Annotated in this window: 11 protein-coding genes; 5 read left to right on the top strand and 6 right to left on the bottom strand. The window is 65.6% G+C overall.

The features are described from left to right. Nucleotides 1-92: 92 nt before the first annotated feature. Nucleotides 93-746 carry a helix-turn-helix transcriptional regulator gene (locus IVB41_RS15315; RefSeq protein WP_247283119.1) on the bottom strand — a complete coding sequence of 218 codons (654 nt, stop codon included), beginning with the start codon at nucleotides 744-746 and terminating at the stop codon, nucleotides 93-95. A gap of 289 nt (nucleotides 747-1,035) precedes the next feature. Here IVB41_RS15315 and IVB41_RS15310 point away from each other — a divergent pair, with 289 nt between their 5' ends. Further along, on the top strand, nucleotides 1,036-1,380 hold the full coding sequence (locus IVB41_RS15310) for a DUF952 domain-containing protein (RefSeq protein WP_027570005.1): 345 nt from the start codon (nucleotides 1,036-1,038) through the stop codon (nucleotides 1,378-1,380). Next, nucleotides 1,377-2,474: a quinone-dependent dihydroorotate dehydrogenase gene (locus IVB41_RS15305; RefSeq protein WP_247432374.1), complete on the top strand. Its 1,098-nt coding sequence runs from the start codon at nucleotides 1,377-1,379 to the stop codon at nucleotides 2,472-2,474. Before IVB41_RS15310 ends, IVB41_RS15305 begins: the two co-directional genes overlap by 4 nt. 100 nt (nucleotides 2,475-2,574) lie before the next feature. Here the strand turns inward: IVB41_RS15305 and IVB41_RS15300 are convergent, their stop codons facing one another. From IVB41_RS15300 to IVB41_RS15280, 5 genes are all read right to left on the bottom strand, one after another. Beyond that, entirely contained in the window at nucleotides 2,575-3,906 is a 1,332-nt protein-coding gene (locus tag IVB41_RS15300; RefSeq protein ID WP_027570007.1) for an MATE family efflux transporter, read from the bottom strand. Between the two features lies 1 nt (nucleotide 3,907). Then, nucleotides 3,908-4,642 (bottom strand): MBL fold metallo-hydrolase, encoded by a 735-nt coding sequence (locus IVB41_RS15295; RefSeq protein WP_247432370.1) that lies wholly within the window; start codon nucleotides 4,640-4,642, stop codon nucleotides 3,908-3,910. Nucleotides 4,643-4,720: 78 nt separating this feature from the next. Beyond that, a complete protein-coding gene (locus IVB41_RS15290; protein WP_247432366.1) occupies nucleotides 4,721-5,023 on the bottom strand; it encodes a DUF6460 domain-containing protein in 303 nt (100 codons plus the stop codon). 121 nt (nucleotides 5,024-5,144) lie between these two features. After that, a complete protein-coding gene (locus IVB41_RS15285) occupies nucleotides 5,145-6,803 on the bottom strand; it encodes a cisplatin damage response ATP-dependent DNA ligase (protein WP_247432362.1) in 1,659 nt (552 codons plus the stop codon). After that, complete coding sequence (locus tag IVB41_RS15280; protein ID WP_247432879.1) at nucleotides 6,800-7,837, bottom strand: ligase-associated DNA damage response exonuclease; 1,038 nt, start codon at nucleotides 7,835-7,837, stop codon at nucleotides 6,800-6,802. Before IVB41_RS15280 ends, IVB41_RS15285 begins: the two co-directional genes overlap by 4 nt. Nucleotides 7,838-7,902: 65 nt before the next feature. Here IVB41_RS15280 and IVB41_RS15275 point away from each other — a divergent pair, with 65 nt between their 5' ends. The 3 genes from IVB41_RS15275 to IVB41_RS15265 all read left to right on the top strand — a co-directional run bounded on the left by IVB41_RS15275 (nucleotide 7,903) and on the right by IVB41_RS15265 (nucleotide 13,030). Then, on the top strand, nucleotides 7,903-8,829 hold the full coding sequence (locus IVB41_RS15275) for a methyltransferase domain-containing protein (protein WP_247432359.1): 927 nt from the start codon (nucleotides 7,903-7,905) through the stop codon (nucleotides 8,827-8,829). A 114-nt stretch (nucleotides 8,830-8,943) separates the two neighbouring features. Beyond that, nucleotides 8,944-10,173, top strand: coding sequence for an ABC transporter substrate-binding protein (locus IVB41_RS15270; RefSeq protein ID WP_247432356.1), 1,230 nt, complete (start codon nucleotides 8,944-8,946; stop codon nucleotides 10,171-10,173). A gap of 280 nt (nucleotides 10,174-10,453) precedes the next feature. Beyond that, nucleotides 10,454-13,030, top strand: a complete 2,577-nt coding sequence (locus tag IVB41_RS15265; protein ID WP_247432352.1) for a ligase-associated DNA damage response DEXH box helicase — start codon at nucleotides 10,454-10,456, stop codon at nucleotides 13,028-13,030. Nucleotides 13,031-13,062: the final 32 nt, after the last annotated feature.

The raw sequence follows: 13,062 nt of genomic DNA, 5'->3' as shown, positions 1-13,062 counted from the left end.
CGATCCAGTATTCCAGAGACCGCCGTGCTGAACCGAGACGCCGCGGCGTACTGGATTCCCCGCTTTCGCGGGGAATGACAGCGGAGCACCCCTCACTGGCTCGCCCACACGATCCTTGCGATCCACGCAACCTCGCTCGCTGCCATCGTCCGCTCGGGCTGTGGCGGATCGAGCGGCTGCAAATCCAGAACCTTTGCTGTGCGGCGCTTCAGCGTTGCCACCGTGACCTCGCCCGCTTTGGTCTTCACCACCACGCGATCGCCTTTGCGGACCGGTGTGCCGGGTGAGACCAGGATGACGTCGCCGTCGCGATAGGCGGGCTGTAGCGCTTCGCCGGAAATCTGCAGCGCGAAGCTGTGGCTGTCTTCGGCGGTGGGAAGCGCAAACTCGGTCCAGCTCTTGCCGATGGGAAAGCCGGACTCGTCGAAGGCGCCGCTCGCGCTCGCCAGCGCGAAGCCGAGCAGCGGCACCGAGCGGCCGCCGCCCGTCTCGTCGCCGACCAGCCTGGCAAAGGTGTCGATCGAGGAATCTGCCGCCGCCAGCGCTTTCGCGATCGATTCGGTCGAGGGCCAGCGCTCGCGGCCGTCGGAGGTGACGCGCTTGGACTTGTTGAAGGTGGTGGGATCGAGCCCGGCGCGCTTGGCAAGGCCCGACGGTGACAGGCCGGCACGCTCCGCCAGCCGATCCAGCGCGCCCCAGATCTGGTCGTGAGAGAGCATCCTCTGAGCTTTGGCCTGTCTGACCATGGAAGGTCCAGCCCGTCGCAACTCAGGAAAACTATCCTCAAATCAATCGGTTTTCCGCTTTTCGTGCAAGGGGCGCGGTGAGCGTGTTGTCGAGCCAAGTGGATACCGGTTCGCGCCGGGAAACGCGTCAAAACAGGAATTTGGAGCCCCGCTTCGATTTCATCGGACCGGAATGGCTCTAAGTCTTGAGTTCGGAGGGGGCGGCCATTACGGTCGCGCCCGGGTTTCAGGGACCCGCACGACCCAAAAACCCCAAAAGACTCAACGAGCAAACAGGACTGCGTAAGCGGTGGTCAAGATCTACAAAATCTGTCCGGCCTCGGCCTGGCGTGAGGCGGAACGGCAGGGTGTCTACCGCGGCAGCGCGGACGATTCGCGCGACGGATTCATCCATTTCTCGACCGCCGCCCAGGTTCCCGAGACCCTGCACAAGCATTATGTCGGGCAGCGCGCGCTGTTCCTGGTCGAGGTCGACGGCGATGCGCTCGGCAGCGCATTGCGCTGGGAGCGTTCGCGCAATGAGGAGCTGTTTCCGCATCTCTACGGCGAGCTCGATCTCGGCGCTGTGATGGCCGTGATGAACCTCAACACGCGCTCCGACGGCGGCCACGACGTTCCGGAGCTTGCCCCGTGATCCGCGCTTTCGACGCTCTCTCGCTGCCGGTGTTGCGTTGGCTCGATCCGGAGGATGCGCATCGCCTCGCGATCCAGGGCCTGCGCTTCCTGCCGCCGGGCAAGCCGCAGGCTGACGATCCCAAGCTCGCGGTGCGTGCCTTCGGGCTCAACTTCCCCAATCCGATCGGCATGGCCGCGGGCTTCGACAAGAGCGCCGAAGTGCCGGATGCGCTGCTGCGGCTCGGCTTCGGCTTCGTCGAGATCGGCTCGGTGACGCCGAAACCGCAAAGCGGCAATCCGCGGCCGCGGCTGTTTCGCCTGGAGCGCGACGAGGCCGTGATCAACCGCATGGGCTTCAACAATGACGGCGCGGAGACCGCCCTGCGCCGGCTCGCGGCGCGCGCGCAGCACGGCGGCATCGTCGGCGTCAATGTCGGCGCCAACAAGGATTCGCCCGATCGCGTCAATGACTACGTCAAGCTGATCGAGACCTTTGCGCCGGTCGCGAGCTATTTCACCGTCAACGTCTCCTCGCCGAACACGCCGGGCCTGCGCAATCTGCAGGAAGGCGCGCTGCTCGACGATCTCCTCGCCAGGGTGATCGACGCGCGCCAGCGGGTGCGCGAGAGCGCCGGCGACACGCCGGTGCTGCTCAAGATCGCGCCGGATCTGAGCCTCGCCCAGCTCGACGACGTCGTGCAGGTCGCGCGCTCGCGCCGGGTCGACGGCATGATCGTGTCGAACACCACCATCGCGCGGCCGAGCACGCTGCGCGAGGAGATGCGCGCCAAGGAGCAGGGCGGCCTGTCAGGCCGGCCGCTGTTCCGGCTGTCGACGCGGATGGTCGCCGAGACCTATGTGCGCGTCGAGGGCGCATTCCCCCTGATCGGCGTCGGCGGCGTGGATTCGGGCGGCGCCGCGCTGACGAAAATCCGCGCCGGCGCGAGCCTGATCCAGCTCTATTCGTCGCTGGTCTACAAGGGCCTCGGCCTCGTTGACGAGATCAAGCGCGACCTCACCTCAACCCTATTGCGCACCGGGCGGGATTCTCTCTCCGAGATCGTCGGCTCCGACGCCGCCACGTTGACGGCGGAAGCCTGGCCGGGGATGTAGCTCTTCGCGGCGTAGCCCGGATGGAGCGAAGCGCAATCCGGGATTCGATCCGCGGACGCGAAGGCCCCGGACTACGCTTTCGCTCCATCCGGGCTACGCGTTACAGCGACTGTTTCGAAAACGTCTTCCTGTACAGCGCCGGATAGCGCGCGGCCTGCAAGCCGCCGCGCGAGACGTAGGAGGCGATCAGCGCGCTCCACAGCCCGGCATTGCCGAACGATTGCAGCGCCCACCATGTGGCGAGGAAGATCGCGAGCGAGGCCAGCATCAGATTGCGCATCTCGCGCGCCCAGGTCGCGCCGATATAGATGCCGTCGAAGCCGAAGGCGTACACGCCGGGAATGGGCGCGAGCACGACGAACGGCAGGAATTCCCGCGCGCCGCGACGGACGCTTTCGCTCGCCGTCATGACATCGATCAAATTCGGCCCGAGCAGCGCGAACAGCGCGGACACGACCAGCGCGAAGCCGAGCCCCCATAGCAGCACCAGCCGGGTCGAATCCGCAAATCCCCTCGCGTCGCGTGCGCCGAGCGTACGGCCGCAAAGCTGCTGGGCTGCGTTCGCTAGACCGTCGAGGAAGAAGGCGCTAACCAGCAGAAAATTGTTGAGCACGGAATTGGCGGCCAGCGTGACGTCGCCAGCCCGTGCGCCCTTGGCTGTGAAAAACAGAAACACGGCGATCAGTGCCGCGGTGCGGATCAGGATGTCGGAATTCACCGCCAGCAGCCGCATCAGCTTGGTCCGGTCGAACAGCTCTGCGTATGGCACCGCGAACCCGCCGTCCGCATAGCGGCGGCAGACCATCATGCCGAGCCCGAATCCGGCCGCTTCAGATAGCAGTGCGGCGATCGCAGCACCCGCGATGCCGGTGTCGTAGACCAGCACCAGCAGGATCGTCGCCGCCGCGTTGACGAGATTGATGACGACCTGGAGAGCGAGCGCCGGATTGGCGCGGGCCTGGCCGACCAGCCAGCCGAGGATGACATAATTGGCGAGCGCCAGCGGCGCCGACCAGATCCGGATCACGAAATAGGTTTTCGCCGCGCGCGTAACGCCTTCGCTGCCGCCCATCAGGTCGAACAGCACGGCGGCCAGCGGCAGTTGCAGCGCGATCAGGGCTATGCCGATCAGGCCCGCGACGATGAAGCCGCGCACCAGAATCGCGGTCAGCTCGCGCGTCTCGCCGGCGCCGAGCGCCTGCGCCGTGAAGGCGAGCGTGCTCATGCGAAGGAAGCCGAATAGCCAGAACAGGCAATCGAAGATGACGGACGCGATGGCGACGCCGCCGAGCAGCGCGGCATCGTCCAGCCGTCCGATCGCGGTGGTCGAGACCACGCCGATCAGCGGCGTGGTGAGGTTCGCGACCATCGCGGGGCCTGCGATGGCGAAGACCTGACGGGAACCGATCTTCACGTGAACGGGTGCGTGCATGTCAGAACACGAGCACCATGCCGTCTTCGGCGGCGAGATGGGCGATGTCGTCGAGGCGCGACAGCACGTCTTCGCTCATATGGGTGAGCACGAGCCGTTTTGCGCCGATTTCGGGAAGGTGCTGTTCCAAGGTCTTCAGGCTGAGGTGATTCTTGACCACCTTCTCGTACATATAGGCCTCGGCGATGAAAAGGTCCGCGCCATGTGCCAACGGAATGAGCGTCTCCGTCCATTCGGTATCGGCGCTGTAGGCCAGCGTGCGGCCTTCCGCTTCGACGCGATAAGCGAGGAACGGTCCGCCGGATTCACCGTGCACGACGGGGTAGGGCGTCACCGTCACCGCGCCGAAGCTTTGGCTCTGCTCGGGCGCGAGCTCGACGACCGACAGCTCGAAGCGCTGTTTCGTCTTCGAGGAGTGCTCGAACAGAGCCTCCATCACCGCACGCAGCCGCGTCTCGATGCCTTTGGGGCCGGCGATCGTGAGCGGCCGCGTCCGCCGCGAGAATTGCGCGCCGAGCAGAACAAACGGCAGCCCCGCAAAATGGTCGCCGTGGAAATGCGTGATCAGGATGAGATCGATCTCATTGCAGTCGATCTCAAGCCGCTTCAGCGCCGGCAAAGCCGACGCGCCGCAATCGATCAGGAAGTTGGCTTCGCGCCCCGAGACGTGGAAGCAGGTGTTGAGCCTGCCCCCCGATCCGAAGGCGTCGCCGCAGCCGAAAAAGCGCAATTGCATCGGCTGCGAGCTCCCTAGAGCATGATCCGGAAAAGTGTGAAGCGGTTTTCCGACAAGATCATGCTCAAAACTAACGGCCTACCTGCGCGGCGCGCCGAAAACGCGCATCAGCAGCCAGATCGGGATCACGATGACAGCGCCGAGCAGGAAGTAGCGCCACAGCCAGTTCACGGTATCGAAGCCGAGATCCCACAACCGCTGGAACAAGAGACGAATGCTGGTGAGAATATTCCAGGGATCGAAGCCGATCGCCGCCAGCACGACGCCGACGAGGATCGAGAGCAGCACCAGGCGAAACGCGACCGCCAGCGGCGAGCCGCCGAGAAAGCGGTTCAGGCCATCACTGCGGCCGGCCGGCAAATCTCTGACGTCGTGGGCCATCTCAAACTCCTCAGGGGATTCGACCCTATCATAGGGCAAGGCGGTGGACATGGGGAACCCGTGAGGGGGCGTCAATCGGCTTACGGGATTTTAATTCGGGCAACCACACGCCCGGGGCTTCTTAAGCCTCAATCTCCGCCGCCTCCGCTTTCAGCATCTTTTCCAGTGTTTCCAGCCGGTCGGCCTCCCGCGGCGGCTTGTCCCAGCGCAAGCGGCTGATGCGGGGAAAGCGCATCGCGACGCCGGATTTGTGCCGTGGTGAGCGCTGCAGCCCCTCGAAGGCGACCTCCAGCACCAGCCCCTTGTCCGGCCCGTGCACGACGTGGCGGACGGGGCCGAATTTTTCGGTTGTATTGCGACGCACGAAGCGGTCGATCTGGAGCAGCTCCTCGTCGGTGAAGCCGAAATAGGCTTTCCCGACCGGCACCAGCTCGTCACTGCCCGCGCCTGCGGTCCAGACGCCGAAGGTGTAGTCGGAATAGTAGGACGAGCGCTTGCCGTGGCCGCGCTGCGCATACATCAGCACGGCGTCGATGATGTGCGGATCGCGCTTCCACTTCCACCACTGTCCCTTCGGCCGTCCCGGCAGATAGGGTGCATCGCGCCGCTTCAGCATCACGCCTTCGACGGCATCCGCGTCTTCGCCCGCACCGGCGCTCGCGGGATCGGCGCGTGCGGCGGTCAGTGCGTCCCAGCTTGCGAAGGGCACTGTGGGCGAGAGATCGATGCGGGAATCGTCGAGCTTGCCGATGAAAATCTCCAACCGTTCGCGGCGCTCCGCGAACGGTAGCTCGCGCAAATCGTTCTCGTCGTCGCCGAGCAGATCGTAGGCGCGCAGATGAATCGGAAACTCCTTGATCAGCTTCGGAGACACGACCTTGCGGTTGAGCCGCTGTTGCAGAACATTGAAACTCTGCACGCGCCCTTCGCGCAGAATCAGAAGCTCGCCGTCAATGGCGCCGGGTAGCCGCAACGATGGCACGAGATCCGGAAAGCTTCCGGTGATGTCCTCGCCGGTGCGCGAATAGAGCCGCGCGGTGATCTGGCCGTGCTCGTCGCGGCCGGCGACCGCCTGCACGCGGATGCCGTCCCATTTCCATTCGGCGATGTAGTCGGCGGGATCGAGCGCGGCGAAATCCGTGTCCTCGATCGCATGCGCCAGCATCACCGGGCGAAACGGCGCGGGATCGCGATTGACCGGCTTGTCGCCGCGGCCTTCCAGCCAGGCGAACAGGTCGAGATAGGGCGGCGCGAGACCGGGCCAGATCAGCTCGACCTCATGCGGGTCCTTGTCGCCGAGTGCCGCGGCCGCAGTCTTGGCCAGGCGCGCGGAGATGCCGATGCGCAACGCGCCGGTTACGAGCTTCAACAGCGCCCAGCGGCCGGTCTCATCCAACTCGTCGAGCCAGCGCTCGATCTGTTTTGGCAGCTCGGTCTTGCCGAGCGTGCGCAGCGTGGTGACGACCTCGGTGAGGGTTGGGGGTGGCGGGTTGTTGTGGACACCCATGGCCTTCGGCCACATCAGCGCCACCGTCTCGGAGAGATCGCCGACATAATCGTAACTCAGCCCGAACAGCACCGGATCGGTGCGCGAGGCGATCAGGTCGCGGATCAATGCGGGCTTGGCGTGCTTGAAGCTGAGCGCACCGGTCAGCGCGGCCAGCGCGTAGCCGCGGTCGGGATCGGCGACCTCGCGAAAATAGCTGGTGATCAGGCGCAGCTTGTTGTTGCGGCCGGGCTCGTAGGCGAGGCGGTCGAGCAGTTCGGCGAAGCGGTTCATGCTTCGGCCTCGTCAGCGAGCGGGGTCTCGGTCTCCTCCTCGTCGCCGTAGCCGACGAGATCGAGCGGCCGCGCCCGCAAGCCCTTGCTTTGGCACCAATGCACCAGCGCGTCTTCCTGGCCGTGGGTGACCCAGATCTCGCCGGCACCGGTCGCCGCGATCGTGGCGGTAAGGCCGTCCCAATCGGCGTGATCCGAGATCACCAGCGGCAGCTCGATGCCGCGTTGCCGCGCGCGGGCGCGCACCCGCATCCAGCCGGAGGCGAATGCCGTGACCGGATCGGGAAACCGCCGGGTCCAGAGATCGGATGTCGCAGAGGGCGGCGCCAGCGTGATGGTGCCGGCGAGCGCCGCCTTCTTCACCCCCTTCACCGGCCGCAACTCGCCGAGCTCGATCCCGCGGCTCTGATAGTAATGCGTGATCTTCTCCATCGCGCCATGCAGATAGATCGGCGCGTCGTAGCCGGCTTGGCGCAGCAGCGCGATCACGCGCTGCGCCTTGCCGAGCGAATAGGCGCCGACGAGATGCGCGCGCTCCGGAAACAGCGCCACCGAAGCCAGCAGCTTCTTGACCTCATCGGCCGCATCGCCATGGCGAAACACCGGCAGACCGAACGTCGCCTCGGTGATGAAGACGTCGCAGGATACCAGCTCGAACGGCGTGCAGGTCGGGTCGGGTGCATCCTTGTAGTCGCCGGAGGCGACGATGCAGGTGTCCTTGCAGGTGACCGCGACCTGCGCCGAACCGAGCACATGGCCGGCCGGGTGAAACTTCACGCTGACGTCGCCGAGCCGGATCTCCTCGCCATAGCGGATCGCCTGCGTCGAGCCGGCGAAATTCTCGCCATAGCGCAGCCGCATCATGTCCAGCGTTTCCTGCGTCGCCAGCACCGCGCCGTGGCCGGCGCGGGCATGGTCGGAATGGCCATGGGTGATCACGGCCCGCTCGGCTGGGCGGACGGGGTCGATATGGAAGCCGCCCGGCTTGCAGCAAAGGCCGGCGGTAACTGGCAGCAGGATGTCTTGCGGACGCATGCCTGTTATATAGGTTGCGACCCCGCATCTTCGAGTCATCACCGCTTCGTTCCCTGGTTCCCACAATGCCCCTGCGCCTGTTCCTGACCTCCGGCGATCTCATGGCCGACCGCCGCTTCGAGTTCGCGCGCGATCTTCAGCTCAAGGGCGATCTGGCGGCCGCTGCCGATCTGCTGGAGCAGACCATCGAGCTTGCGCCGAATTTCACCTCGGCCTGGTTCACGCTGGGCGAAATCCGCGCGCAACTCGGCGAGCGCGACAAGGCGATTGCGGCCTTTCGCAAATCGCGCGAGTCCGACCCGAGCGATCAGCACGGCGCCCATTTGCATCTGATACGCCTCGGCGACGCGCAATTGTCCGAGATGCCAAAGGCCTACGTGCAGGCCTTGTTCGATCAATACGCGCCGCGTTTCGAGCACGTGCTGATCAACGATCTCGGCTATCGCGCGCCGTCGCTGATCTTCAAGGCGGTGGTGGCTGCCCGCGTCGCCGCGAAGAAGCCCGCCCTGTTCAAGCGCGCCGTCGATCTCGGCTGCGGGACGGGGCTGGCGGCCGCCGCCTTCGCAAAACAGGTCGACCAGTTCATCGGCATCGATCTGTCGCCCGGCATGGTCAAGGAGGCGCGCGCCACCGGCCTCTATGCCGAGCTCGAAGTCGCCGACATGATCGAGGGCCTGCACAGCAGGAGCGATGCGAGCACGAACCTCGTCGTCGCGGCCGATGCGTTCGTCTATCTCCCCGATCTCGCCCCGGTGCTCGGTGAAGCCAGGCGCGTGCTCGCGCCCGGCGGCGTGCTTGCGTTCACGCTGGAGACTCATGACGGCAGCGGCATCGTGCTCGGCGAAGGCCTGCGCTATGCCCATTCGGCGGAATATGTGCGCGATATGATGGCGCAGGCCGGCTTCAAGCTCCTCACTTTGGAGCAGGCTTCGCCACGCACCGAAAACAACGAGCCGGTGCGCGGCCTCGTCGTGGTCGCCGAGAAAACTTGAGTCTAGGCGCTACATGCGGCGCTTTAAGCGTCATTGCGTCGCAAAGCCGTGACTTCCCACTTGCGAGCCGTGCGGCGATGCCAGCACAATGCGCGCACCAGGGAGAAACGAATAATGACGAAGAATCCATCGCGGCGCGATTTCAGCGCCGCCGCGCTCGCCACCATCGCGGCATCCACCTTGCCCGCGCCCTCCGTCTGGGCTGCCGAGAAGAAATACGATGCGGGGGCCAGCGACACCGAGATCAAGATCGGGCAGACCGTGCCGCATTCCGGCCCCGGCTCGCTCTACGGCGTGCTCGGGCGGATCGGCGAAGCCTATTTCCAGATGCTGAACGAGAAGGGCGGCATCAACGGACGCAAGGTCAAATTCCTCACCATGGATGATGCCTACAGCGCGCCGAAATGCGTCGAGGCGACGCGGCGCCTGGTCGAGCAGGAGGAGGTGCTCGCGCTCTACGGCTCGCTCGGCACCGCGCCACAGACTGCTGTGCACAAATACCTCAACTCCAAGGGCGTGCCGCAGCTGCTGCTGAACACCGGCGCGTCGAAGTGGAATAACCCGAAAGAGTTCAAATGGACCATGGCAGGCCTGCCGCTCTATCCGACCGAAGCGCGCATCCTGGCGCGGCACGTCGTCAGCGTGAAGCCGAACGCGAAGGTCGGCATCCTCTACCAGAATGACGATTTCGGCCGCGATTTCCTCGGCCCCTTCAAGAAGGTTTTGGAAGATTCCGGCGGCACCGCCAAGGTGATCATGGAGCAGACCTACGATCTGACCGATCCGACCGTCGATTCCCAGCTCATCAACCTCTCGAAATCGGGTGCGGACGTCTTCTACAACATCTCCACCGGCAAGGCGTCGTCGCAGTCGATCCGGAAGGTGGCCGAGCTCGGCTGGAAGCCGCTGCAGCTGTTGTCGGCCGGCTCGACCGGCCGCTCGATCCTCAATGCCGCGGGCCTCGAGAACGTCGCCGGCATCGTCGCCATCCGCTACAACAAGGAAGTCGGCCTGCCCAAATGGGAGAAGGACCCCGACGTGATGGCGTTCGAGGAGCTGCGCAAGAAGTACACGCCGGCGATCGATCAGGACAACACCATCGCCTTCGCCGGCTACGGCCAGGCCGTCACCATGGGCGAGATCCTGCGCCGCTGCGGCGACGAGCTCACCCGCGCCAACGTGCTGAAGCAGGCCTCCAACCTCAAAGGCTTCCACTCACCTTATTTCCTCGACGGCGTCACCTACGACTACACGCCTGACGATTACACGCCGATGAAGACGCTCTTCATCTCCACCTTTACCGGCAAGGACTGGGACATCTCCGACAAGCCGATGTCGGAGTAGGGGGCGCTTTCTTCCTTCTCCCCTTGTGGGAGAAGGTGGCGTAGGCGGCCTCCGGCCGCCGTTCTTAAGAACGCCGAAGCGTAGCTTCGGCTATAGCGCCGGATGAGGGGTCTTTCTCCGCGTACTCGAACGATGCTCTCTCGCGGAGAGATACCCCTCAGCCGTCTCGCCGCTTCGCGGCGATCCACTCTCCCACAAGGGGAGAGGGAACGGCGGTATCTCGCTCGTCGTTCGCGCCACCCCCTCGACGAACCCACACCCACGGCTTACCTGTGATGCCGTGCCGCCCCGCATCCGCAAAATCCCGGCCAAGCCTGCCGCGCTGTTGCCCGACCGCTTCAAGGCGTGGTTCGCGGCCCGCGGCTGGTCGCCGCGCGCGCATCAATTGGCGCTGCTGGAGAAGGCGCGCGAGGACCGGTCCGCACTGCTGATCGCGCCCACCGGCGCCGGCAAGACGCTGGCGGGATTTTTGCCGACGTTGGTGGAACTGAGCTCTGCGCCCAAAGCTTCGGCGACATCGGTGGTCTCCACCGGCCGCAGCCTGCAACGCAGCGGCGGCCTGCACACCCTCTACATCTCGCCGCTCAAGGCGCTCGCCGTCGATATCGCGCGCAACCTCGAGCGTCCCGTCGCCGAGATGGCGCTGCCGATCAAGATCGAGACCCGCACCGGCGACACGCCAACATCGCGGCGGCAGCGGCAGCGGCGCTATCCGCCTGATATCCTGCTGACGACGCCCGAACAGCTCGCGCTGCTGCTGTCCTCCGACGACGCGCCGTTCCTGTTCTCGTCACTGAAGCGCATCGTGCTCGACGAGCTGCATGCGCTGGTGACGTCCAAGCGCGGCGATCTTCTCTCCCTTGGGCTCGCGCGGCTGTGGCGATTGGCGCCGCAGATGCGCGCCATCGGCCTGTCGGCAACCGTGGCCGAGCCGGAATCGCTGGCGCGCTTCCTGGTGCCGCAGCCCGGCGGCAAGGAAGCGGCGGCCGACATCGTCATTGCCGGCGGCGCGGCGCCGCCGCTGGTCGAGATGATGGACACGCGCGAGCGCCTGCCCTGGGCCGGCCACAGCGCGCGCCATGCGCTTCCCGAGATCTACGAGCTGATCAAGGCCAACAAGACCACGCTTGTTTTCGTCAACACCCGCAGCCAGGCCGAGATGCTGTTCCAGAACCTCTGGAGCATGAACGACGACAACCTTGCCATCGCGCTGCATCACGGCTCGCTCGACGTCGCCCAGCGCCGCAAGGTCGAGGACGCGATGTCGGCGGGCAAACTGCGTGGCGTGGTCTGTACCTCCTCGCTCGACCTCGGCGTCGACTGGGGCGACGTCGATCTCGTCGTCAATATCGGCGCGCCCAAGGGCTCCTCGCGCCTGATGCAGCGCATCGGCCGCGCCAACCACCGCCTTGATGAAGCCTCGCGCGCGGTGCTGGTGCCCGCGAACCGCTTCGAGGTGCTGGAGTGCCGCGTCGCGATCGACGCCATCGCGGAGAATGCGCAGGACACGCCGCCACTACGCATCGGTGCACTCGACGTGCTGGCGCAGCACGTGCTCGGCTGCGCTTGCGGCGAACCGTTTTTCTCCGACGAGCTCTATGACGAGGTGCGCACCGCCGCGCCCTATGCCGATCTCACGCGGCAGGATTTCGACGACGTGGTCGATTTCGTCGCCTCCGGCGGCTACGCGCTGAAGACCTACGAGCGCTTCGCCCGCATCAAGCAGGACAAGGAGGGGCGCTGGCGCGTCGCCAATCCCAGGGTGCGGCAGAGCTACCGCATGAATGTCGGCACCATCGTCGAGGACGACATGCTGAAGGTGCGGCTGGTGCGCTCGCGCGGCGGCGGCCAAGGCAAGGCAGGCGGCTCGACGGGCGTGATCGCGCGCGGCGGCAGGCTGCTCGGCGAGATCGAGGAAGCCTTCATCGAGGGCCTCAGCCCCGGCGACACCTTCGTGTTCTCGGGCGAGGTGGTGCGCTACGAGACCTTGGTTGAGGACCAGGTCTATGTCTCGCGCGCCAACGACAAGGACCCGAAAGTGCCGTCCTACATGGGCGGCAAGTTTCCGCTGTCGACCTACCTTGCCGAACGGGTCCGCCGCCTGCTCGATGACGGGCGCGCGTGGGGCGCCTTGCCGGAGCAGGTGCGCGATTGGCTGTCGTTGCAGAAGGATGTCTCGCGCGTGCCTGAAGTGCGCGAGCTGCTGGTCGAGAGTTTTCCCCGTGCCAACAAGCATTACATCGTCTGCTACCCCTTCGAAGGCCGTCTCGCGCACCAGACGCTCGGCATGCTGTTGACTCGCCGGCTGGAGCGCGCCCGCGCCCGGCCGCTCGGTTTCGTCGCCAACGAATATGCGATCGCGGTCTGGGCGCTCGGCGACCTGTCCTTCATGATCCGGGACGGCAGGATCGACCTCGACGCGCTGTTCGATCCCGACATGCTCGGCGACGATCTCGAAGCCTGGCTTGCCGAATCCGCGCTGATGAAGCGCACGTTCCGCAATTGCGCGATCATCTCCGGCCTGATCGCGCGCCGGCACACCGGCGAGGAGAAGAGCCGGCGCCAGGTGCTGTTCTCGACCGATCTCGTCTACGACGTCTTGCGCAAGCACCAGGCCGATCACGTGCTATTGCGTGCCGCACGGGCCGATGCCGCCACCGGCCTGCTCGATCTGCGCCGCCTCAGCGACATGCTCACCCGCATCCAGGGCCGCATCACACACCGGGAACTCGACCGTGTCTCCCCGCTCGCCGTCCCCGTGATGCTGGAAATCGGCCGCGAGTCAGTTTATGGCGAAGCTGGAGACGAGCTCCTGGCCGAAGCCGCCGACGAGCTCGTCAAAGAGGCGATGGGATAACAGCAGGTTTTGACGTGACGGCAGGCGCGCTG

The organism is Bradyrhizobium sp. 44 (genome assembly GCF_023073095.1).
Classification (GTDB): Bacteria; Pseudomonadota; Alphaproteobacteria; order Rhizobiales; family Xanthobacteraceae; genus Bradyrhizobium.
This window is presented reverse-complemented; position numbering and strand designations above follow the sequence as displayed.